Source organism: Thalassotalea castellviae (assembly GCF_031846185.1).
Lineage (GTDB): Bacteria > Pseudomonadota > Gammaproteobacteria > Enterobacterales > Alteromonadaceae > Thalassotalea_H > Thalassotalea_H castellviae.
In genome coordinates, this window is record NZ_JAVRIF010000006.1 from 70,363 (window position 1) to 94,387 (window position 24,025).

At 35.8% G+C, this 24,025-nt stretch carries 21 protein-coding genes; 17 read left to right on the forward strand and 4 right to left on the reverse strand.

All coding sequences use genetic code 11. The features are described from left to right. The first annotated feature begins 2 nt into the window (after positions 1-2). The 4 genes from RM573_RS11870 to RM573_RS11885 all read left to right on the forward strand — a co-directional run bounded on the left by RM573_RS11870 (position 3) and on the right by RM573_RS11885 (position 7,053). Complete coding sequence (locus tag RM573_RS11870) at positions 3-1,547, forward strand: TnsD family Tn7-like transposition protein (protein WP_311582077.1); 1,545 nt, start codon at positions 3-5, stop codon at positions 1,545-1,547. Next, a complete protein-coding gene (locus RM573_RS11875; RefSeq protein WP_311582080.1) occupies positions 1,547-3,163 on the forward strand; it encodes a hypothetical protein in 1,617 nt (538 codons plus the stop codon). The genes RM573_RS11870 and RM573_RS11875 overlap by 1 nt, the downstream gene beginning before the upstream one ends. A gap of 186 nt (positions 3,164-3,349) precedes the next feature. Next, the gene (locus tag RM573_RS11880; RefSeq protein ID WP_311582083.1) at positions 3,350-5,296 is read left to right on the forward strand and encodes an ATP-dependent nuclease; all 1,947 of its coding nucleotides are present in this window, start codon (positions 3,350-3,352) and stop codon (positions 5,294-5,296) included. After that, positions 5,296-7,053: a UvrD-helicase domain-containing protein gene (locus RM573_RS11885; protein ID WP_311582086.1), complete on the forward strand. Its 1,758-nt coding sequence runs from the start codon at positions 5,296-5,298 to the stop codon at positions 7,051-7,053. The genes RM573_RS11880 and RM573_RS11885 overlap by 1 nt, the downstream gene beginning before the upstream one ends. Positions 7,054-7,105: 52 nt before the next feature. On the opposite strand, the gene RM573_RS11890 is transcribed toward RM573_RS11885, so the two are convergent. Further along, positions 7,106-7,342 carry a helix-turn-helix domain-containing protein gene (locus RM573_RS11890; protein ID WP_311582090.1) on the reverse strand — a complete coding sequence of 79 codons (237 nt, stop codon included), beginning with the start codon at positions 7,340-7,342 and terminating at the stop codon, positions 7,106-7,108. A gap of 100 nt (positions 7,343-7,442) precedes the next feature. On the opposite strand from RM573_RS11890, the gene RM573_RS11895 reads away from it, so the two are divergent. From RM573_RS11895 to RM573_RS11915, 5 genes are all read left to right on the forward strand, one after another. Beyond that, the gene (locus tag RM573_RS11895) at positions 7,443-7,961 is read left to right on the forward strand and encodes a hypothetical protein (protein WP_311582093.1); all 519 of its coding nucleotides are present in this window, start codon (positions 7,443-7,445) and stop codon (positions 7,959-7,961) included. Positions 7,962-7,963: 2 nt separating this feature from the next. Then, the gene (locus tag RM573_RS11900) at positions 7,964-9,397 is read left to right on the forward strand and encodes a DEAD/DEAH box helicase (protein ID WP_311582096.1); all 1,434 of its coding nucleotides are present in this window, start codon (positions 7,964-7,966) and stop codon (positions 9,395-9,397) included. Positions 9,398-9,481: 84 nt separating this feature from the next. Continuing rightward, the gene (locus RM573_RS11905) at positions 9,482-9,688 is read left to right on the forward strand and encodes a hypothetical protein (protein WP_311582100.1); all 207 of its coding nucleotides are present in this window, start codon (positions 9,482-9,484) and stop codon (positions 9,686-9,688) included. A 40-nt stretch (positions 9,689-9,728) separates the two neighbouring features. Continuing rightward, complete coding sequence (locus RM573_RS11910) at positions 9,729-10,037, forward strand: hypothetical protein (RefSeq protein ID WP_311582104.1); 309 nt, start codon at positions 9,729-9,731, stop codon at positions 10,035-10,037. A gap of 151 nt (positions 10,038-10,188) precedes the next feature. Further along, entirely contained in the window at positions 10,189-10,605 is a 417-nt protein-coding gene (locus tag RM573_RS11915; RefSeq protein WP_311582107.1) for a hypothetical protein, read from the forward strand. Positions 10,606-11,101: 496 nt separating this feature from the next. On the opposite strand, the gene RM573_RS11920 is transcribed toward RM573_RS11915, so the two are convergent. Continuing rightward, positions 11,102-11,443 (reverse strand): DUF4258 domain-containing protein, encoded by a 342-nt coding sequence (locus RM573_RS11920; protein WP_311582110.1) that lies wholly within the window; start codon positions 11,441-11,443, stop codon positions 11,102-11,104. Between the two features lie 140 nt (positions 11,444-11,583). On the opposite strand from RM573_RS11920, the gene RM573_RS11925 reads away from it, so the two are divergent. The 7 genes from RM573_RS11925 (at position 11,584) to RM573_RS11955 (ending at position 18,568) form a co-directional block, all read left to right on the forward strand. After that, entirely contained in the window at positions 11,584-12,795 is a 1,212-nt protein-coding gene (locus RM573_RS11925; protein WP_311582113.1) for an MFS transporter, read from the forward strand. A gap of 63 nt (positions 12,796-12,858) precedes the next feature. Then, positions 12,859-13,983, forward strand: a complete 1,125-nt coding sequence (mltA, locus tag RM573_RS11930; protein WP_311582117.1) for a murein transglycosylase A — start codon at positions 12,859-12,861, stop codon at positions 13,981-13,983. 27 nt (positions 13,984-14,010) lie between these two features. Next, a complete protein-coding gene (locus tag RM573_RS11935) occupies positions 14,011-15,807 on the forward strand; it encodes a hypothetical protein (RefSeq protein WP_311582121.1) in 1,797 nt (598 codons plus the stop codon). Then, positions 15,807-16,433, forward strand: coding sequence for a hypothetical protein (locus RM573_RS11940; RefSeq protein ID WP_311582124.1), 627 nt, complete (start codon positions 15,807-15,809; stop codon positions 16,431-16,433). The genes RM573_RS11935 and RM573_RS11940 overlap by 1 nt, the downstream gene beginning before the upstream one ends. Continuing rightward, a complete protein-coding gene (locus RM573_RS11945) occupies positions 16,426-17,001 on the forward strand; it encodes a hypothetical protein (protein ID WP_311582128.1) in 576 nt (191 codons plus the stop codon). Before RM573_RS11940 ends, RM573_RS11945 begins: the two co-directional genes overlap by 8 nt. Before the next feature lie 2 nt (positions 17,002-17,003). Next, positions 17,004-18,197 carry a hypothetical protein gene (locus tag RM573_RS11950; RefSeq protein WP_311582131.1) on the forward strand — a complete coding sequence of 398 codons (1,194 nt, stop codon included), beginning with the start codon at positions 17,004-17,006 and terminating at the stop codon, positions 18,195-18,197. Positions 18,198-18,364: 167 nt separating this feature from the next. Further along, complete coding sequence (locus tag RM573_RS11955) at positions 18,365-18,568, forward strand: hypothetical protein (protein WP_311582134.1); 204 nt, start codon at positions 18,365-18,367, stop codon at positions 18,566-18,568. Between the two features lie 68 nt (positions 18,569-18,636). Here the strand turns inward: RM573_RS11955 and RM573_RS11960 are convergent, their stop codons facing one another. Next, the gene (locus tag RM573_RS11960; protein WP_311582138.1) at positions 18,637-18,915 is read right to left on the reverse strand and encodes a hypothetical protein; all 279 of its coding nucleotides are present in this window, start codon (positions 18,913-18,915) and stop codon (positions 18,637-18,639) included. Between the two features lie 32 nt (positions 18,916-18,947). Next, positions 18,948-19,259 (reverse strand): hypothetical protein, encoded by a 312-nt coding sequence (locus tag RM573_RS11965; RefSeq protein ID WP_311582143.1) that lies wholly within the window; start codon positions 19,257-19,259, stop codon positions 18,948-18,950. A gap of 288 nt (positions 19,260-19,547) precedes the next feature. On the opposite strand from RM573_RS11965, the gene RM573_RS11970 reads away from it, so the two are divergent. Beyond that, entirely contained in the window at positions 19,548-23,930 is a 4,383-nt protein-coding gene (locus RM573_RS11970; protein WP_311582146.1) for a protein kinase domain-containing protein, read from the forward strand. Positions 23,931-24,025: the final 95 nt, after the last annotated feature.

A 24,025-nucleotide genomic window follows, 5' to 3' on the forward strand; every position in this document is an offset into this window, starting at 1 on the left:
TATTGCTAGCATATTTTCCAAAAGCGTATGAAGATGAATTGCTATATAGCATGATTGCACGATATAGCATTCATACTGGCCAAACAGCTAATCAAAAGGCTGTAATTCATGATGTCTTTGGAAAAAGAACAGCTGTTGCAATACCTGACTTACCAAGTCACCTTAATGCATTTAGCGAAAGAGTGGCTGTTGTGTGGTCTATTTCAGCTTCTAGTTTGATTGATAAGCATACAATGGCAAATTTGTATATTCCGTTCCTATCGGGTCAACAAGCTCAACTTATAGTTTCATCAATGAAGTCAAATTTTGGTGGCAACATTCATACTCGAGCAGGCATTGCAGCTTCTAGTATTAAAACAAATCAATATTTTCGTTATTGCCCTATTTGTTCATTAGAACAAGAAAGAAAACTTGGAGAAACTTATTGGCTGAGAAAACATCAATTACCATGTATTAACGTTTGTTTAACGCATCAATGCGAACTGATTGATTCGCAAATACCTTTTTATTCGATTCAAAAACATCATTTTCACGCATCAGAGAACATTAATAAAAATAAGCTAATTTCAGCTGTTTCTCTCAGTAAACAAGAATGTAAATTAATTGACCGCTTTTATGCTCTCTTAAATTTAAAAACGATAAAGCCTTGTTCTAGTTGTCAATGGACTATGTTTTATAAAAAAATAGCATTAGATTTAAACATGATGAATGGTAACTACGTCGATCATAAAGCTATTTATGATCACTTGATTAAAGACTGGGAAAACACCTGTTTTAGAAAATATTTACCCAAAAGCTATCACAATAGCTGGTTAGTAGACATTTTTCGTAAGCACAGAAAGTCTTTTCATCCCATTCGACACATAATGGTTTGGAGCTCTTTTCTATTTGATAAATCGTTAGAAGAAATTTTTACAATGGTTAATGCATTCCCAACCAAAAGTAGTAATAAGAAAGATAGAAAGTTTGTAGCTCTACAAAAAACGAATAAAAATATAAGCGAACAAAGATGTGCCTGGCTTGATTTATGTAATACAAATATCGAGTTAGGGATTAAATGTTTAAGGAATACAGATAATGGTGGAAGCCTATATGCATGGTTATATAGGCACGATAGAGACTGGTTAAAGAAAAACTCACCTGACGCTAAACGTATTAATTTGAATCGATACAAAAGAGATTATAAAGCGTGGGATGAAGAAAATATCTTATTACTTCAAGAGTATATAACTGAAATAACTACCCTCAAAAAACGTCCCAGAATCAGCAAAACGTACTTAATTAAAAAGCTACCTACCCCAAATTCAGTTGAAAAACATTTAACCGATTTACCAAGAACAGCGAAATGGTTGGAGCTCAATCAAGAAAATAAAGTAGATTACAGAAAGTTTCGATTACGTATTGCCCATCAGGCATTAGAGGCATTAAATCTACCAATACAACAATGGCGCTTACTACGTTTAGCATCAATTCGTAAAGAGTACGTCACAGAAGATATTGAACATTACATTTTCAAATTAATTCATAAAGCGGTGGTGGCAGCATAATGGTTAGTATTACTCAAATACCTGATGGTTCAAAATTGATGCTCATAGGTGATTGGTTTCAAAACCCTGGTGGAGATTGGCAAGTTGTATGTTATTTCAAAGAACCTAGTGGTAGCTATTTTAGAAAATCTTTACCTATTGATTTATTACCAGCCTTAACCGTCGGTAAAACATACCCATTAACTGATACTGTTAATCATAAAACAGGCTTTACAAGTGCCTTTGTTTTGCCAAACCAGGATAATTGGGAGATTGTTACTTATGCAGAAATGCCACAAAGTTTGCAGAAAAAGCAACTATTGAAAGAGTTTGAAGGTCAAATTGAACATCAATTGATATATAAAATACAACTTGAAGAATACACTATGTGGTTGCCTTTGTGCGAGTTTGCAAGAATGTTACTTTTTCAATCTGCAGAAATTGTTAGAACACTAGCTCTTGAGGGAAACACTTATCAATTAGCTAAAGCAGAAATGAATGATTGGGTAGGAAAAATAATTTTTGGTAGTCATGTACCGTTAAACTTTATAAATAGCCTAGAGTATCGTAAATTTTTTGCTTGGTTAATGTTTGATGATTCAGCTAAGAAAAGTTTTGGTTCGATTTTCGGTTTAATCAATAGTGAGAGCAAACAAACTCAAAATTCAAGGCGATGGACGTTCAATTTTACACCACCTAATATTGAAAACAGTTCAATCACTTGGAGTGGGTATACTGGTTTACAGAGTAAAGGTGAAGGGAATCATCGATATGTGAATGAAATCAGATCAATTGCTGGTGTTCCCACACCTGAGCTACATGAAATTGAATTTGAGCATCCCGAAGATTATATCAATCTTGAAGATGATAAGAATGAAGATCAAAATAAAAAGAAGAGAAAATATTCTGAGCCTGCTACTAATCCTAAAGAAATAGACACCTCATCCTCTCCTAGATCTAAAGGAAAGCGCTACACCATTAATATAAATAAAGCGGGCTTTCATTTTGATACGTATCTTGAGCTACGCAGAAGTCCTCGAAATGTAAGAGTTCTTCCTAAGGGCACTGAGCCTGAATTAGTTGAAAACCAAGAGGATGATAGTGTTGGTATAAAACAAGGAAAAAACACAGGAAAACGTCCCAGAGCTGATATTGATAAACTTGATAAGCCTGAGCCAATTAAACCTTCAGCAAAACTACAATTATTTGAAATCATGCTAGAAACATTGGCGGAAGAAAGTGGTTGGAAGCTTTTTGTTGAGAAGGGAAATGTACCAAAAGTAAATTGCCGCTCAGCACATTTAATTGCTGGGAAGCCTCGGCAATTTTGTTATGCGGAAATACAATTAAGTGAAGGCTTTACGATTTACGCAATTGAAATTGAATTACAAACAAAAGAAACGTTATCAACTCTTTTTTATCGTTCAGAAGCATCAACCTATAAACAAATCTTAAACGATTTAATGTCGAGTAATACTGAAAGAAAACAAAAAGCGATGCAGTGGGATCGCAAAAACATCAAAGAACTTACTGTTTCAGACTGTTTTCTAGACCATCCCGATAAGAAAAATTTGAGTGAAGAAGAGATAAACCAGTCATGGTCGGCTAGAGCCAAACAGAAAATATTAACTCTTTAATTCTTGAAAACTAGAGCAATGTTGCTAACTAAAAAAACAGGCGTGATAAAAAGTAACAATAGAGTTTATGATATAGGGTCTTATGTAGTTCATTGTATTTTGTAATAATAGCAGTGAAGGAATAATCACTAATTAGGCAACCATCATAGTTTGCCCAATATAATAATATAATGGACTGAGGTGTGTATGTATTTACGCAAACTAAAAGCACAAGGCTTTAGATGCTTTCATAGTAGCTTCGAGATTGAGTTCACGGATGGGCTAAACGTGATAGTGGGTGAAAATGGGGCTGGTAAAACGGCTATCATCAGTTCTATTCGTCAATTATTTCAAGATTCTGAGTCTGGGAGATATAGCATATCCAGCGATGACTTTTTCAGCCCGTTCATCACTGGGGGAAAAGCCGCTTTATCTTTTTCAATATGTGCTGAGTTTGATGGACTTGATGTAGAGGATAAAGTGGCCTTTCTTCCGTGGGTTGGAGCTTCCAATACAGCATTATTGACCTTACAAGCTGAAAATAAGGAAATACGAGGTCGATTCAAAAAAATCATTTGGGGAGGGAATTCGAAGAGCTCACAGTTTGACCCTGAATTGATTGATCTTATTCAATGCATTTATTTACCACCATTAAGGGATGCAGAGTCAAAGCTTTCGAATGGCCGTCAATCTAGGTTATCTAAGTTACTTAAAGCGCTAAACCGTAAACAATTAAAGCAATGTAGAGAAGACGACACGCTACACCCTCTTGAGGAAAAACTGAAAGACTTCAACACATCTTTAGCTACTGACGATAATTTAAGTATCAAAAAAGCAAATGAACTCATCACTGCAAACTTGACTAAAGCAATTGGTTATCATTTTGGACAAAAAACAAGTATTCAGTTTGCAGAAAGTGATTTTACTAAAATTGCTGAAAGCCTAACGTTATTATTTTTTCCTGATTTATCTGCTGATAGTCAGGAGTTATTTCGCGGTCTTAGTCAAAATAGTTTAGGTTATAACAATCTACTCTATATCGCTTCAATCCTTGCAGAGCTAACACTTGATGATGAAGATGATGAGCAACCCCTTTTTAAATTACTATTAATTGAAGAGCCTGAAGCACATTTACATCCACAACTACAAATTAGGCTTTTAAATCACTTAAAATCAGTAGCAGAAGAAAACAAAAATGTTCAGGTAATTGTCACTACACATTCAACTGTTTTAGCTTCTTCTGTCGAACTTGAGTCAATCATTCATTTGTCTAAGTCACAAGCCCCTGTTGCAACACCATTACGAACATGCGGGCTTCATTCCACTAGTAGTCAATTCATCAACCGCTGGCTAGATGTCACAAAATCTAATTTGTTATTTGCGAGTGGTGTAATTTTGGTTGAAGGGATTGCGGAGCAAATGATAATCCCTACTTTGGCCAAAATAGTTTTAAAAGATCAGAAGGACGGATACAAAAGCCTCGAAGACCTTGGTATATCAACAATTAACCTTAATGGAATCTACTTTAAGCACTTTATGCAACTTTATTGCAACATCAAAACTACTGATGATCCCAAAGAAAAAGATGTTGGTCAGAATATTCCAGTAAGGTGTGCAGGATTGACCGATTTAGATCCTCCCAAAAAAATAAAGAAAGAAATTCCTGATCCCGAAAATGCAGGAGAAACAAAAGAAGTCAGTGAAGATTTTATTCCTTACGAAGGCAACATGAAAAATGGGACTAATCATGCTCTCAAACTTGTTGATTCAATTAGTAAATCAACTGATGCTCGATTGTTTGTAAGCAAGTACAAGACATTGGAGTACGACTTAGCGATGGAAGGCAATAATGCTGCATTAATGTCTGGAATAATTGCTTCCCTATGGCCTAAGCCTAAAGAAAATGAAAGCCCCGTCATTAAAGAGTTTACCGCAATGTCGAAAATTGATTGGACTGAAAAGTCACCAAAGGAAGTTGCCGAAGCTGCTCATAAAATTCTTAAGCGAATTGATGATGACAATATAGGCAAAGGAATGTTCGCTCAGGTTATGACCGATAAAATTCAGAGTGAAGGCTTTATTTTTACTGTTCCTGAGTACATTAAAAATGCAATTTTGTGGGCTTCATCGCTAGAAGTTGCAGAGGAAGAGTAATGACCGTTGAGTTTACCCAAGAGCAACTTCATTACGTAAACTCAAGTATAGCCGTGCATACATTCTTAGAAGCCTGTCCTGGTAGTGGTAAAACTGAAGTTGTTGCGGCCAAAGTCAGTAAAGAAATCTCAAATTGGAAAGGAAGTCCTGGTGGTTTAGTCACCCTATCTTTTGCTAATAGTGCCACTGACGAGCTTAAAATCAGAATATCAAAGTACCTTCCTCATGGTCGAAGTATGTTCCCTCACTTCTTAGGCACGTTTGATAGTTTCATCTATAAAAACATTGTATCCCCAATCTCAATAGAGCTCACGGGGTATATTGGCGAAGACGGTGATTCATCAATTCGTATCATCGAGCCCAGCTCACACATAGGCTATAAAACGAAATATAGCTATGCAAAGCGAGGACAAGTAAGTGCTCATCATTACTCTTTCGATCTAATAAATGACAGTGTAATTTTTGAAACAGGAGAGCCAGCATTAAATAGAGCGTTAAATTCCATTGTGCTCAAAGATTGGGAAATTGATAATCTTATAGAAACAAAGAATAAAATGTTAAAAGGAGGCTGGGCAACATACAGAGATATCGAATGTTTAGCCCTTGAAGCTCTAACAGACGCAAAATATGATCATTTTGTTAAGCTACTTGTAAAGCGCTACCCGCTTTTCATCATAGATGAATGCCAAGACTTATCTGTAGAGCAGTTAACTATTCTTAAAGCCCTAGCTGACAAAGGAGCAAAATTACATTTTGTTGGTGATCTTCATCAAGCTATTTATAGTTTTCGAGATGTTGATCCTGCTAAGGTAAAACAGTTCGTTGTAGATAATAATTTTACTAGTTTACCGCTAACAAGAAATTTTCGAAGTTGCCAGAATATCGTTGATCTTTGCGCTAAACTAACAGGTCGAGGAAATATTATCGGAAATGTTTCTTGGTTAGAATCAAGGTGCTTGGTTCTTCAATATACTAGCTGTCCTACGGAGTTAATTAGTACTTTCGAGGAAAAATGTGACGGGTTTGGCAATAATGTTGTTCTATCACGTGGGCATTCAATACTTAGAAAATTTCAAACTTCTCTAGCTGAATTAAATAATATCCAAAAATTGGCTCTCGCTGTTAAGAGCTATAACCCTGATGATATGGAAGGGTTAAGTCATTCTTTACAATATTTTTCCGAATTTATTCGTCATCACCTTAAAGAAAGTTTTAAACCAAACAGCTTCAATTGCCCCCAATCAATATACTCAAACCTCACGTGGCGTAAGTTCTTGTGTGAGTCGTTAAAGTATTTACATAACAAAGAACTGCATAATATAGGAGTTACTTGGTCAACTTGGACAAAAAGTGCGAAAACGTTGATTCGAGATCTTCCAAATCAACGGTTTTGTTCCGACGCTGTTGCTAATATATTAGCCCCACTGAACGAGGTAAATTTAACATCTCCCTCAGGTTTGGCTAAGCAAGAAGTAGCTAGCTCATTGGGTGCGGTAACTAAATCCACACTATCATTCAAAAAATCAACTATTCATGGAGCTAAAGGCGAGACTCATGATGTTACTATTTTGATTTCATCAGCACGTGCTGGAAATGACTCTCATTGGTCAAATTGGATAAAAAATCCCAATAGTGAGGATGCCAGGTTTGCTTATGTTGCATCATCAAGACCAAAAGAATACCTAATTTGGGCAGTAAAAAAGTTAAAACCTATGGATAAAGTTAAACTTGAGGAGATAGGGTTTACTATTATTTAATTCAATATCGCTTTTCGTTAAGAATCTGTTTTGATTTTAGTGGGATATGAATCTAATCAATATTTATTTTGTATTTAAGTCTTGAAGGCATTAAATCTTCAAATTCACAATTTAACGCATTAGCTAATTTGTATAGTGTTTCTAATTTAATATTAACAGTACCTCTTTCAATTTTACCGTAATTACCTCTTTCTATACCAACATACGCGGCAAAAGCCTCTTGAGAATATCCCTTAGCCTTGCGTTTCAAGCGTAACATTTCACCAAACTCTTTGACTAAATCACTCACTTATTATTCCTTTAAGTAAAATGATTAGATTTTCATGTTGAGCACTAAAGCACCACGCCCTATAATACCCATTGTTGTTTTTATTTGATCAGGATTAATTTTGAAATTTGACCCCTTTGTCGCTCAAATTATTGTCGCGAAAAACTTTGATCATTTCACAACGAGCGATGTCCGGTCAGCTTATTTGGCCCTAAAAAATGACCCTTCTTTGAACTCATCTTCCGTTCGACGAAAGATATATGCTGAACTATTAAAACTTGTTAAAAAAGGTTGGTTAAAGAAATTAGTATCTAATAAAAAAGGATTAACTAGCTTCAGTAAGACAGAACTCTTTAATGTAGAAGAAATAAACTCGAAGATTAAACCAGAAGTGACTATTTCAACTAAGTGCGTCGATGAAAAACAAGAGCAATTACTTGGTAAGTTGAACCACTATAAAGCTGAATTCCTCTTAAATATAGGGGAATCTGAAGCTTACAAAGAGCTTTATTCAGAGTTCCCTCAGTTAGTTGATGAGCTACAGCCGAAATACAATAAAGCTAGAGACAATACTACGAAAATATTAGGGAAGATCAGAGCCATTGAAGGCTTGCTTAATCAAGGTAAACCAACAGAGTAAATATGAAATTAAGACAATGGCAAGATAACTGTATCAATACAGCTATAAAACAATACTTAAATGGCAATAGTCACTTCTTAGCCCTAGCAACACCAGGCGCAGGTAAAACTTTAATGGCCTCTGAATTGGCCGATCAGTTATTAAAAAACAACTTAGTTGATCTAATCATTTGTTTTTCACCCTCTTCGATTGTTTCTCAAGATTTCAGTCAAAGTTTGCAGTTGAGAATTAATGAACGATTCGATGGTTTACTGGGGGCAAAAGGACATTCTCTTACCTACCAAAGTTTGCAGTATCTAGATGAACATTTTTGGCAGCTATTTGAAAGGTTCCGAGTGTTTGTGATTTTTGATGAAATACATCACTGTGCGGGTTCAAATGTTGATAATGCGAATGCATGGGGAGAGCAGATAATACTAAACATTCAAGATAAAGCGAAATATACATTGGCGTTAACAGGAACACCTTGGCGCTCAGATTCTGCACCTATTGTTCTTTCAAACTATATGCACCCTAGTAATAAAATATCATGTGATTACGTTTATGGGCTTGCACAAGCAATTCAAGATGATGTTTGCCGTGTACCGCAGATAATTGCGGTGGATAATAATAACATTTCAGTGTTTGATGACGATGAAACGAAAACATTTACTAGCTTTAAGTGTTTATTATCGCAATCAATCATTCCCTATCAGGAAATTATTGAGAATGAAAAGGTCATTAAATACATAATTTCGTCGGCACAGAAAAAACTAAGTTCAATTAGAGTTAAAAACATTGACGCCGCAGGGTTAATTGTTGCCTCATCAGTGGATCATGCAAGACAGATTTCAACATTAATGAAAACCTATTTTAACGAAGATACCGTTGTGGTTACTTATAGAGAGAATGAGCCAACTAGTATTATCCAACAATTTAGACATGCACAAACTAAATGGATAATTTCCGTAGGAATGATCAGTGAAGGAACTAATATCCCAAGACTGCAGGTTTGTTGCCACCTCACCAATATTAAAACAGAAATGCATTTTAGACAGATATTGGGTCGAATACTCAGAATGACTGATTCAAAGAATCAAGAAGCGGTTCTGTATATGCCAGCTGAGCCTAAGCTGCTTGAGTATGCTGATCGAGTTAAGCAGGATGTGCCATTTGAGGCTGATGTAGTTAAGTTTGAAAAGATTAAGGCTAGTGTTGAAGACGATGTTGGTAGTGAGGCATTAGGCTCTGTTATATTCGACAAGGGATCAAACGTTAGCGCTAAAGCAACATTAAAACTGAGTAAATTTGATGCTGTTATTGAACAACCTGACTATGATGGAGCTAGCAGCGCTGTTGAAGAACACTTTTTAACGAGTTCTTATGAAAAAGTGGTGAATATTTTTGGTCGATTTCAGCAAGAGTCAATCGCTTTGAGGTTGAGTGAATTGAGGTGATTATTTTGATGCGGTGTTATGAGTTGAAGGTGGCCGACAAATGCTATTATTTTCGAAGTTCACAATCAAAGTTAGAGATTTGAAATGAAATTATATGAAGTGATTTTACTCACTCTACCAGTTAAGTTTTTGAATTTAGTGATTTCCGTTATTCCTGCGTATTTTATCTGGAATTGGATCATACCCGATATTTTTTCATTGCCAGAAATTGGCCTATTTCAAATGGCGGGGTTAGTTATTTTAATTCAATGTATTACTAGTAGTGGCTTTATTTCTGTTAATACTGATTAGAACAACTACTATTTGAAAATAGTAGTCAATTGGAGCTGTGATGCAAAAATTTAAAACGGTCACTACGCAAGAGGTGACGATACTGATTTGTGATGGTTGTGGCTTACAAACAAGTGCTGACGGTGACTATGAGTTTCATGAATTTATTTCAATAGTCCATCATTGCGGCTATAGCTCGATTCATGGTGATGGAAAGCAAGTTGAAACTGATTTATGCCAACATTGTTTTGCTGATATGTGTGGTAACACTTTAAAAATAGGTGACCCTTTAGATGATAGAATCTCTAGCTCTAATGAAAATACGTTAGCATATCAAAATATTTTTCAAGCTATCACGAAATCAAAATAAGAAGCTCATGAACTAAAGAAAAATAGTGATATTAGAATTATTTCTCGTGAGATTTTATCCTCCAATAAAATATCTAATCAAAAAGAACTTCAAGCTTCTTTGAAACGTGTAGAACAACTTTGGGATGCTCAATACCACTCAGCTGAGGGCAATGAACTTCATCAACTTGCCGATCTTATTTGCTCTTATGAGAAAAAAAGATTGGGACAGTTATTTTGAAGAGGTGCCATTAGCCGATGATGATTTTATGCCTCATAGGTTAAATTTTAAATCTAAATTTACTTTTGATGAAGAAAAAACAGCGAGTGGTATGTTATCAAACATACCTATCAATACTGAAGTTGATGATGAGTCATCAAGAGATTCAGTATTGGTTGATAACCACCTTGATGAGACTAAACAACACTTGCTAGAAAGTATTACCAATGTACTACTTAAGTACCCTGAATTAAGGTTGGGGCAGTTATTAATAAACGCCATAAGTCTTCAGCAGCCCTGCCCTGAACTTTTTCATATTGAAGATAATGTATTGGATGAAAAATTAGTCAGTTTTCAGGGCGATGAATAGTTAACTGTTACGACATGAATAAAATAAAAGAATAGCGAATATGAAAAAAAATACTCAGGAAAAATAAAGTTTATTACACTCGGATTTACCGCCTTGAAAAACGCCGCTTGCCAAAACCTGTGATGTGAGTTTTGATTTAGCTCTGCAAATGATAAAGCTAAGAGCAGATGACAAACGATTAACTCGAAAGAAAAAATCCCATGGCAGTTTTATGAACGGGGAAACCACTTCAATGGATACCCTAGGTCTGATGGTTTGTGAATGCTCAAGAAAAGACGGTGAAATTATAAAAATACGAGTGTTCATGACTAAAGAAGAATCACTTAAGGCCATAGAAAAGAATATAAATATAACAAATGCCAGGTAAGATGAAAGTAAACTGAACACCAAAACTGTAAGTGTTGATGATGCTATTATTTATAAGTTAATAGCTTTAACCTTTATTGAAGGCATACTTATTCCCTATAATAATTTGCTTGAGGTACAAAGGCTCGGTTTACAGTTTTCTTTCTTGCATTAAAGATCTTCGCCATTTTTCTTTTTTACGCATCAATTGTTGAAAGCTCTTTCGGTCTTTTTTCAATCTTTTCTTACGAAAGGCTGTTGTTACAATGAGTTGTTTTTTTGAGCGGTAAACAACGTAGAGTGCTTTTATTTTGTCTATTATCTTTTGCGAAATATTCTGTACTTGTAAATTTTTTAGTGCTTTTTTGTTCAGCGATACTATTTTACAACCCTCATGAAATTGTGCATTGCCAAATCTGATTATCAAGTTGACCATTTCATTGGTGATACCTCTTTGACTCATTCTTACCTCGGCATGTTTACTTAATTCCATTGTTTTTCCTCTTTGTGAAATATCAAAAAGGTTTATGCTGGGATTTTTAATAGTTCTCAGTGGAAAATGTTGAGATCAATTAGGGGACGTTAGGAAGAGCATATTGAAAATCCCAGCATATGTCATGTTAAGGAAAACAAATGATGGCAGGCAGGAATTTTATGATGAACAAGATTAATAATAATTTAACCAAAGAAAAGAATTTAAAACAGCTCAATATGGGCTTTGCCTTTTTATTTCTTTTAGCTGGTAGCTTACAACAATTTATAACGGTTCATTTTGGCATGATAGGGAAGCCAGAGCTGGGCTTTAAATTGCTACTTACACTCTATTTATCAGTATTTATTACAAATATTTTTGTGCATAAAATTATTGGCACAATAGGAGAAAAAAGATCAATAGTATTGTCGTCAATTTGTTATCTTTGTGCGGGCTTTGCCAGTTGTCAGCAAGCAGAATTTTTATTGTATACTTCATTCGGTATCATGGGGTTTGGTTGTGCGTTAATTTGGAATGCACAAAACTCAGTGTTTCTTGATAACTCTGCTAGTGAATCTTTAGGGAAAAATGCAGGTACATTTAACATGTATCTTTGGAGTGGCTGTTTTGCTGGTATAGTTCTTTTTGGCCTAGCATTAAAAGCTTATTCTTTTGAATATGTCGTGTTTGTGTTTACATGCCTTGCTTCAATATCGCTTCTATACTTCATTAAAATAACAGATAGTTTCTTGCCTTCAAAGAAGGTTGATAAACTGAGTGATATTGTCAAGCAAAGGCGTTATATAATTGCCGCTATTGTAAGTGCAAAGAGTTACTTTTTGTACGGCTTGGCCATTTCTTTTATTCCCTTTATTACCAGTCAAACGTATGAAAACACATTGTATGTAGCGGTAGTATCATTGGTGTTTTTTATGGCTCAGGCTTTTTGTTCTAAACCTTGTGGAACACTTGTTGATCGTTATGGTACTTCGAAGCTTTTATTTGCGGGGGCGATTACATCGTTATTAGGTTTTATCCTACTTATCTTTAGTTTGCACTGGATAATATTAGTACTTTCAGCATTTTTTTTAGGATTGTCATCAGCAATGCTAATACCAGTGACCATGTTGCTACCTAAAGTCATTGCACCACAAAAAGAGCAAGCTGCAGTCGTAAGGTTGCTTATGTTTGGGAAATATACCGGAATTATAGTCGCGATTACTCTTAGTACATGGGGCAGCATTCATGATGTACTAATTGTATCAATAATTGCTAGTTGTCTTTTTCTATTTGTTTCAAAAGCGCTCTGTGTCTCGCACATTAAGCGTGAGTCCTATCATAAAACAGACTTGGTAAGTGAGTCTAACAGCTAACGTAATTCGTTATCCCAGCATAGGTTTGTTTGACTAAAAACAAATAAGTTTAAGGAAAAGTAAATGAAGAAATTATTATCAACAAGTACTTTTGTAGCGGGGATATTTTCTATCACCTGCTTGGCAAGCGCTAATAATAATACCAAAGAAATCATCAAAGGATATGATTTTGAAGGGAATGGTTGGCAAAAAAATCTAGAGTGTTTTGACGGCACTTTTAAACAAGAAGAATTACCAAGTATTAGTTTAATACCTGAAAAAGAAATGGATAAAGCGTTATACAACCAATTATCTGCAACTGAACGTAAACTATTAACCCCTATAATAACTGAAGAACAGAAAGAGTTTATAAGAAAGCAAAAAGCTGTCTTGGAAAAAATGTCTGAGCAAACTGGCACAGATGAGAAAGCTATATTTTTGTCCGGTCTGAAATTTAAACGACTAAGAGGAGAAGATGGGTGTGGAAATGTACTATTAACAGGTTATTTTACGCCAATGCTCCAGTTAAAAAGAAAGCCAGACAGCACATACAAGTATCCGCTATACACTAAACCTAGTAAGTGGCCTAATGATCAAGCATTAACACGTTCAGAAATTGATGATTTTAAAGGCTTGCAAGGGTTAGGGTTAGAAATAGGCTACAGCGACTCATTGCTTAATAACTATTTTGCCCAAGTACAAGGCTCGACGTTTGCGCATTTTATAGATACTAATGAATATATGACTTTGGCATTCTCGGGTAAAAATGGGAAAAAATATGAATCACTTGGAAAATATTTAGTCTCAAGCGGCCATGTTAGTAAAAAAGATATAAGTTTGCAGGCGATACGTAATTTTTTTGAACAACATCCAGAGCTGTTATCTAGCGTTCTAAATATAAACCCCAGCTACGTTTTTTTTCGCGAAGTAAAGTCACCACCAATTACTAGCTCAGGTGTACCAGTTATTAATAATATAACTGCTGCCGTTGATCCTGACGTTATTCCTCATGGCTCTGTTCTATTGGTGGAATTTCCCATAATAAACAAGAATGGAAAGGTAGGAAGTCGCGAATTTCGTCTTTTAATAGCCAGTGATAGTGGTAGTGCAATAAAAGGCGCTGGACATATAGATGTTTATATGGGAGAAAATCAACAACAAGCGGGTTTTTTCCATCATTACGGTCAAGTGTGGCTATTGGAAATATAAAAAATTTAGTAAGAAAAGGAATTAAGTATGACAGATACTAATCTAGGGCGTTCAATTGAGTTTCAAAACAGCTATCTGAATAGAGCATTTCTTATTGTTGAACACACAACTATTAGGCCTGATTGGGTTGCTATTCGCAGCTTGTTGAATTTTGCATTTAATCGCGCAACTCAAGACCCTAGTATTCCTTTTTATACTTGGCTAGAAGAAGTTTTCAATAATATTGGAACCAACGTACGTTTTTTAAATAGCTCCCAAAGTGTAAGTGAAATATCAATACAATCAGAGCAGGTTGAGCTGGCAAAAAATATTATTACATGGCTTTCGGGAAATTTAAATTCACCCGAGATGCTTGAGGGGTACCCGTATGAAAAAACAATAAAAAACTTAACAAGCTTGCGACAAAAAAACGGTGAGTTTAGCCCCAAAAATTTAGCGCATTTACGAAATGATTATGACAGCCATCAGTATTGGTATCACTACATTAAGTATTTTGAAAACATGCCAGAGAAAGTTATTCGACCGCCGAAGCCCGGTTCTCATAAACCTGGTGTTAATAGGGGGGCATTAGAATTAATTCATGAACTAGACGGATTGTTAAATATCATTTTAACTATTATGCCTAAATTTGAATTTGTATTCTTAATGAGTAATGTGAAGGAAGAAAGTTTAGATGAAATGTTTAATAACCTATCTATTGAACCTAAAAATTTTGCAGAGTTTAAAACATGGATATTCCAAAATGAATTGCTTTCTAAAAGGATAGAAAAGTCATTTCAACAAGGAGATCGCTTTAGGATTTACAGTCAAGCTGCAATGCTTTGGTTGGGAACTAACTGGGTAAAAGAAGTTTGTCAATGCAATTGGTTTGATGCACTAAAATTAGTTTATCAGGGTAAGTTAGAGGATTTATTTTACTCACTAATTGAGTCATGTAAAAAAGGGCAATCTATTCAGCTTCATCTAAAAAAACTTGGTGTGATTCAATCCGAGGAGTTTCAACATATCTTAGATAAAGCCTCGCAAAATACTTCTGCTTATGTTGAAGCTAATTACGTGATTATTGAACAAGAAGCTGCTAATGCGGGAAACTCGCGAAGTGAATATGAAAAATACTTTAGTCAGATAGTAAATATTGAAGTACTTAATCGTTCGGAGCTCACGCTTGATGCTATTAAAAGGGCTAAAGCAAGATTGGTCAAGGAGGAAGAAAATAGTAAACAAGCTAGGAAGCTATATACCCGCGTTGGAAAGAGTAGGTCAATAAGTAAAAGAGTATTACCTTTTATTTTTTTCTTCTGTGATATGAAGGCCCGTTACCACCATTGGTTTGTTGATCAACAAGAAAAAGATAGAGCAACAAATCAAATGAATGAAAAAATAGAATACTCATCTGCTGAATCGGGTCAAAAAACAAGTTCGACATTAGAGATACTAACGCAAGATTATCCTATTGTTAATAAGGTCAAAGAATTACTTTTTTCTTTTTCAAGCGACAAGAGAATGCTTGCCAATTATAAAAACAATTTGGCTTGCATTTTCGCTTTTCATTCTTATGAACATTATTTACTCAGTATTAATTGTTCTGCTGAAATAATTGAGGGAGTAAAGTTAATATGTGAACTGGCAATTGATACCTATGCGAATGATCACGAGTTACCCGTCGCAGATATTACTCTTAACGATGTCGATATAGCATTAAAAACTTTGGAAAAAGAATATCCGTTACAGGGTTTTTCAAGCTTAAAAAATGATGTATTCACACGCCTAAATAAAATCCCAGCACTGTTTGATGAAATACATAAATTACAGGACTTAAAATAATGAATACAATTAAAGTATCCAAAACGGCAAAGGCTTTGTTTGCTTATAAGCATGATTTATTGTTTGAGCAAAAAAACGATGAACAATCAAATGAATATAAAAAAATTATCAGGGAGTCTGAAAGTGCCAGAATGATCGCTACTATATACGAAGCAGATAAATTGCAAAATGAGCAAGACAACAAGGCTCATAACGAAAGCTATCAGTTTCAACTGACCCATTTAGCAGCAAGTACTGGAGGTCTGAGCGTTAAAGAGTACCGTGTTGACCATTACAATATTGATAAAGATGGAACGCAAACATTAGTAAAAAAGGATGCCTTTAAGATAGACATTCATCAGGAAAAGAATAAAGCAGGTTACTACCTTGTTAGATGGAAATTCGATGAAAGCGAAGAATCTTCTGCCTTTATGGATGATCTTTTTGAACAAAAAGAAAGTCCGAAAATTAAATTATATTTAACATCGGATACAAATACTCAAGCAGAGGTTACAGAATTAGCTTCTATTATAATGATGAAAGAAGAGTCAGAATATCAACATGAAAGCCCATGGGAAAAATATTGCCCTGCACCTAATGAAGTTGATGAAAAATGCAGATTTTATATTGAGATCAATCATGATTAGTAAAATAAAACCTTGGTTTCGAGGTTTTTTTAGTAAGCCTATCGATACAAACAAAGAACAAGCGATTGATTTAGTTATTCCTTATTGTGAATCATTAGTGATAAAGCTTACTTGGGCAGGGCATACCGTTAAAAAAGATATAGACAGAGCATTTACCACCGGTGTTAAGCAAGTGTTATTGTACCCATTTATGACGAAATCTGACTATAAAGCGTGGTTGATTAGTGTGTTAGAAAAAGGAAATGTACAATTAAATGAAGGTGAATGCGATATATATATACTCAACCGAAAAAGTAACTCGAAACCTATTAGCAACATAATACCTAAACTCATTAGTCGTATTACGGCTTATGAAAAACAAGAAGATATTCGACAAAGTGCTGAATTCCTTGTTTTGCTGGGGCGATTAAGACGTGCAATATCAGAAGTTAAGGTTGAAAATCTTCTTGAAGAAGAAATCAAACTTTATAATCGATTACTGGTAGGTTTTGATAATGAAGCTAATCGTTTACCTCAGTGGCTTGTTCAGTTTGAGGCGATAAAAAAAAGAACATGGAGTGAATATTAGAAATGGTTGAACATATTAGTATTGAGGTGCCAAACTGTGAAGGAAATGATTGGTTAACATTAACTTTTTCATCAAACTTCAATATAGCAGCTGAACATGCGCCAATCGTTTTGGAAGAAACCATATCCTATCCTTTAGCAAAGCAGTTAGCACAATATACTAAAGCAACCGTAGCTAAGTTAAGATCAGTATTTCATGCTCACCGTTGTGAGTTTCAACTACTCTTAGCGCCTTTTGGGCATTGTACTGATCAGCCAGAAGTGTTGTTACCAAATATTTACGCTTTTAACTTGGCTTTATTGCTAGCTGATTTGCACTTTTCTAACCACATAGAATTAGAAGAACATAGTGCATTAGAAGCGGGCTTTAATTTCTCTAAAGGGCTTGTCGAGCTTACACCTACACAAGTTGCACCATCAAATAAACAAGCTGACAATGGTAACGTAACACGTTCTAGCCTTGTTTATCGGTTAGATAATGCGAATCAAATCAGTCATTATCAAGCCATTTTTTCTGACCAACCACTAAAGCAAGTACAAGCTTTTATACCGCAAGAAAGGTATGAATCATGCGTTTATTTTCCTTTAGTCGACAATGCAAGTGGAAAAGCAGAACAACTCAGTTTTATTAAAGTATCACATGTGCCGGCAGCAAAAAGTCAATTGTCTATTTTTGGGTTAACGCCAAATTTCTCGAATGAAATACGAAAACTGATTAATCAAAATACTGATCTTCGAATGCTCCTTAGTGGACAGATTTTTATTGAATGCGGAGAGAGACCTGCTAAAAAACACAAAAGCTGGGAGTTTGCATTAGTAACGGCTTTACAAATGGCTTTAGGTTTATTACCTCGCGTAGAACGCCCAGTTATTTGTACTGGACAAGTTACTCCTAAAACATGTGTAGACAGTAAAGAACAACAAATCTTAATTCAGCCGATAAAGCAGGCAAGAAAGTTACATCCAGTCGGTGATACTGATAAAAAATACAATCTCATCAAGTCATTAAAAGAAAGCGTGTCATCAAGTACAAGTTTACTAACGAGCCTTAACCAGCCAGTAAAAGATATAAATACCCTTTGGTTGTTTTATTTGCCCGAAGAAAACTACTACACGGACCAAAAACTTTATTCGTCGGAACAAATTGAAGTGTTCCCTATCGAATTTTGGCATTTTGAAGAGTTGTTATCCCTCTAATGAAAAATGTTAAAAAAGGGGCCGTAGAGTCCTATTTACCTCAAATCGAATATTACTATCAAGGGTCTATTTCTCCTGTAATAAAAAAGCAAAAGCTTAAAGAACTTATTAATATGCGAATAAGGTGGTTGAACTATCAAAATCCTATTTTATTGAGGAGAAAAGACATGCAAATATATAAGCAACAACTGGCTAGTATAGAGCAATGTATTCGAATCTTATTTTCTGAACCGTTTCCCGACAGAGCCCTGAAATTAATGAAAGAAAAACGTAAAGCTCAACGACAAGATTACGACAGTTATTTATTAGGAATAACTGATGAAAAAACACTCGAAATAATTAACGTTATACAAAGCTTTAAACAGCAATAGTTTTATTTGAAACTAACAGCAGTATTAGAAAGTGAGAGCCTGTCAGCGTAGATCTTAGTTACTAAAGATTAAGTAGTAAATTGTTTATATTTTTCTTCAAGTTTTGCAATCGCATAGGATGGATCCGGGTTAGAGAATAAAATTCTAATACATTCAAAAACACATTCTTGATGTGCAAAGTGAGTATTTCTGGCATCTTTATTGTAATAACTGAAATTAGGTGAGTCTTTCATTTTATCTTTCATTTCTATTAAGTCTTTCAGTGTTGCGTTTCCAATAAATGGGTAGATGTACCCATCATAGAAATAGGTAATCTGGGGGGCATATTTAAATTCATGACTATTCATTTTGAATTCCTTTAGTTTAAAATTTTAGTTATTTAATGCGTAATCACTATTTGTGGAAGTGGTAATTTGAGGCAAAGCTGCTCCCAAGTTAAATGAGCGTTTTGTTGTAATAATTGAATATCTTTAAGGTGTCCATGTGATAAGTTTTTGTATCTCTGAGCTTCTATTTCCAAGATATCGATTAGTTCGGTTACTTCTTTTTGAGAGAGCTTATGTAGAACAGACAGAACACGAAATTTTTCTTTAATATTTAGTGATAATGACGCTTTTAACATTTTTAAAAAGTCTACGAGAGCTGTTTCAATTAAGTTGTGAAATTCTATGTTGATTGCTGATTTATACATCATATTTACCTGTTTTTTATATTTGGCTTTAGTTTTAATAATGCTGGGATTTTAAAAGAGTAAAGTATTTTCTGACCCCATAAATAGCTTAAGTTTAAGGTTAAATTGGTAAGGTAACTTATTAGAAAATAAAATAGTCGTGTGTTTTTCATTAATATCAGCTTGCGCGGGGTTATTGGCTTTGCTAATCTGATTTGCTGTTACATTTTGTAATAAGTTGTTCAAAGCGTTAGCTAAACCAGTCGTTAAAGCGGTGCTTAATAAATAATAAAAATAAAGGGATATATCGTGGTCGGTAGCTCATTTAAAGGGAATGATAAAGATATAAAGTTAATCACCGATGACTATTACTTTATTTTGGAGCGAGCGCTGTCAAAAAGTGATGATGGCAGTGAGGTGTGGTTAGCGATTGATGAAGGGCTATTGCAGGCACGCTTAAAGAACAGTCAAAAAAATAAAGAAGACTTATTGCAGCATCATCGCTTTGTGATGAAGTTTACCCGAAACCGCCCACATTTATTAACCTATCATGACAATGAGTTTCAGATATTAGAAACGATTCAGCACCGCTATCCCCTCAGTAAAAGCTTACCGTCAGTACATTGTGCGGTGCCGGCAGACACCTGTTTTATTCCTGGTGTTGATGAACGAACGGGTAAAAAATTACAGGAAACCATCCCCAACAAAGCGTTTATTGTACTGCCGTATATAACAGGAGACAGCTTTACGCATCTAAGTAAAGCGTGGGCACAATCAGACCGCTTTGATAAAACCCATGCGTTATTACCGGCCATTGCTCAGGCCTTTGATGAATTAACCCTTACAGACATAGTTCACCGAGATATCTCCCCGAATAACTTAATGCAAGACCTGCGCGGAGGCGTGCATATTATCGACTTTGGTTTTGCCTCGGATTTAAAGGCTGAAACGCCAAGCCGCTTGGGCGAAGGTACTGTAAAATATCGCGCCCCAGAGATTATAGAGGAATCTGAAGCGGACACGCGTACTGACCAATTCTCCTTAGCCTGTGTATTTTACTTTTTACTGACGGGTCGCTCGCCAAGTCATGGTCCTTCGGCTGAGCTTATTGAAGAATTTAACGAGAATTTACCCTCAACGTTATCACAAGTGCTGACTAAAGCGATTAGCGACGATAAAAACGCACGCCATAACGACTTCACCATTTTTTTCAGTGCACTTAAGCAAGCGTTTATACAAGACATTCAAGCGCGAGATGAATTAAGACCACTACAACAAAACATTGATAACTGGTTTGAATACCAAACGGGTATAAAACAAACCATCGCAGACTATCAAGCACTGCAAGCGTCACTGCAAGCACCAGGCACACAACTTAATAGTTTAAAAAGCGCAGGGCTGATAGGCCAAGACAAACTCAATACTTTGCTCAGTTATGACCACATTGAAGCAAAAATCACCGCACAAATAACCCACTTAACCGAGCAAGACGCAGCAGCAGATAAACACATTAAACAGTTTAAGCAAACGCTCAAGCAACTCAAGCTAGGTGAAAGCACGACAGCCCCCTCCATTAATGAGCCAGCCCCAGTTAAACAGTCAGACTACCTTAAGCTTAAATCACAGGTTGATGATGAGTTAAGCGTTTTCAATGACTTGTTGATTGATGTTAGCGAGCAGATGATTGGGCAAATAGAGCAACACAGCAAATGGCCAGATGAAGCGCTTAATACTGAAGTAGAAAGCCTTGAGCAAATTTCAGCAGAGCTCACCCAGCAAAAAAACACCTTTACCGAGCAATTCTCAAAAGCCAAAAAAGCCAATGAGCAACAAAACAAGGTGCTGACCCAGTTAAACCAGTTTATCAGTGAACTTAATCAAGCAGACTTACAGGCAAAAGCTAAGCTTAAACCAAGCAACGATGGCCTACTGACCAATAAAGCCCATTTAATTGCCAGTATCACCGAGCGCTTACAGTCTGAATCTCGTATTAAAACACTTATCAGCGAATACCAACATTTCCTCTCACAGTGCCAAGCGTTTAACCAAAAAGCCAAGCAAGCGACTGAGCAATTAACCTTAATAAACAATAATCAACAATCGACTCAAGGCTATTGGCAAAAAGCATGGCGTGAAGCATCTGAATCAAAACTGCTATCAACCAGCGTTATGTTATTGGTGCTTATCAGCATTATTGCCGGGGTGGTGTATTGGTCGCCTTTTAAGCAAAAGGGTGAAAGTGAGATATTCTTAACGCAAAACAGGTCGGGTGTTATCCAGTTACCATTGACCGAAGAAGCACCGAAAGGGGCATATAGCCTCTACATTCAAGATGATGCAGTCAAGTGTAATTACAATGCTTACCGCTCTAGTGCGACGACTACGTACTTTATCTGTAAGGGAACTAAGCAAGGTAAGCATGCCTATACCTTAATAGCGTCCAATCACCAAACAGTAAAAACAGGCTTTATTACCGTTACCCCGCCTGTGCATAAATTTGCTATTACAACAAAACCGGCAGACGCTAAAACCACCTTATCGACAAGCGATAAAGAGAGTAAGTCCCAGGAGGAATTTAAGGTTGGAGAAGATGTTCCTGAAGGTAAATACCAGCTTAAAATAACGGCTAAAGACTATCACGATAAAGTTGAGGTAATTGAATGGCGAGGCCAAGTATTATCGATTGAGTTAGAGGCTATTGACAATGAGCCGCCGACGATTGAGCTAACGGATATCAAGCAAGCAGGTGATACTTTATCCTTAACGATTAAAGCTAAAGATAATAAAGGCCTTAAACAGTTAAATGTTAAAGTGATGCGGGGCGATAAGGAGGTTGAAAGCTCTGCAAAAACTTGGCAGCTAGAAAGTCAAATTGATGCGTCAGTTGATTGGTCATACGACCTTGCTGGTATAGAAGAAGGGAGATACAGTGCTACGTTTAAGGTAATAGATATCAATGGGCGGTCAGAGACGACTTTAAATACATTTGTTGTCGACTTTTACATGATAGGTTTCACGTTTTACTATGGTAAAGATGTTAAAAAAGATTACGAAAAAGCGCTTAATTATCTCAATCTGGCCTCTGAAAAGGGAAATGCTACAGCGCAAAATTTTTTAGGTTTCATGTATAAGAATGGTCAAGGAGTTAAGCAGGATTTTGCTAAAGCGTTAGCATGGTTTAAAAAATCTAGTGGTCAAGGGGATATTTCTGCGCAGTACCATTTAGCCAACATGTATCGAGATGGTTATGGAGTCAAGCAAGATTATAAAGTAGCTGCAAAATTGTATCGAAAGGCTGCTGAACAAGGTGTTGCAGATGCTCAAAATAGTTTAGGTTTCATGTATAAAACTGGTCTTGGAGTAAATCAAGATGATGTGTTAGCCGTTGAATGGTTTCGTAAAGCAGCCAATCAAGGGAATGCCATCGCGCAAAACAATTTAGGTATAATGTATGAACAAGTCCGTGGAGTAAAGCAAGATGATGTGTTAGCCGCTGAATGGTTTCGTAAATCAGCAGAACAAGGTAATGCTTCTGCACAAAATAATTTAGGGTACATGTATCTAAAAGGTCGAGGTGTATTGCAGAATGATAATTTAGCTATTGACTGGTACAGAAAATCTGCAGAGCAAGGAAACGCTCGCTCTCAAAATACTTTAGGTTACAAATATCAATACGGTCAAGGGGTCAATCAGGATTATAAATTAGCTATTGAATGGTATCTAAAATCTGCTGAACAAGGCAACACTTCTGCACAAACCAACCTAGCCACCATGTATGAAAAAGGATTTGGAGTAGAAAAAGACGAATCTGTTGCGTTTAATTGGCTTCAAAAATCAGCCGATAATGATGACGCGGTAGCTCAACGTAAACTTGGTTATAAATATAGGAATGGACAAGGTGTAGAAAAAAACCTAAGTAAATCGTATGAATGGTTTAGAAAATCTGCATTACAAGGTGATGGTACTGCACAATTTAATTTAGGTTGGATATACGATAAAGGCAAAGGCGTAGTAAAAAATGAAAAATTGGCTGCTGAATGGTATACAAAAGCAACAGAAAAAAATAACAAAGGCGCGCAGAATAATTTAGCATTAATGTATCGCTCAGGACGAGGGGTGAATAAAAACTTAGAAATGGCCTTTGAATTATTTGAGAAAGCAGCTAAACAAGGTGATAAAGGGGCCATGTATAGTCTAAGCCAAGCTTATGGCTATGGCGATGGAACAGCTATAAATAAAGAGTTAGCTATAAATTGGTTAGAAAAGGCCTCTGATAAAGAAAATGTACCTGCTATGGCTGATCTCGCTAGACATTATTTATTTGAAGGATTGTCTGGATCTAAATGGGCCAAGGTTGGGGGATTGCGTAAAGGTTTCATTGCTGCCCAAAAAGTAAATGGGATTGATCCTGTGAAATATTGTAATCTTCTTGGAATATATCATGCCACTGGAATTGGCTTGACGTCTGCAAATGAAGCGTTAGCAAGAAGAGTGTTTGAGATAGGCGCTGAAGCAGGGGTAAGTAAATGCCAGATAAATTTAGCTAAGTTATTAGAATATAGTGATAATGAAAGGGTTAGGGACCCTGATAAAGCTAAATTTTGGAAAAATAAAGCTAAAACATATATAGAAAAAAATATCCCTGAAAAAGTTCGTAATTCTCAGTCATTTATTTTGAGTAAACTCTATTAAATTTGTTTTATGAAAGATTGACCTCATGAGCAATCAATATAGGTCTTTTTATGGGTGATACAAACAACCACCTAACTTAAAATCCCAGCATCATA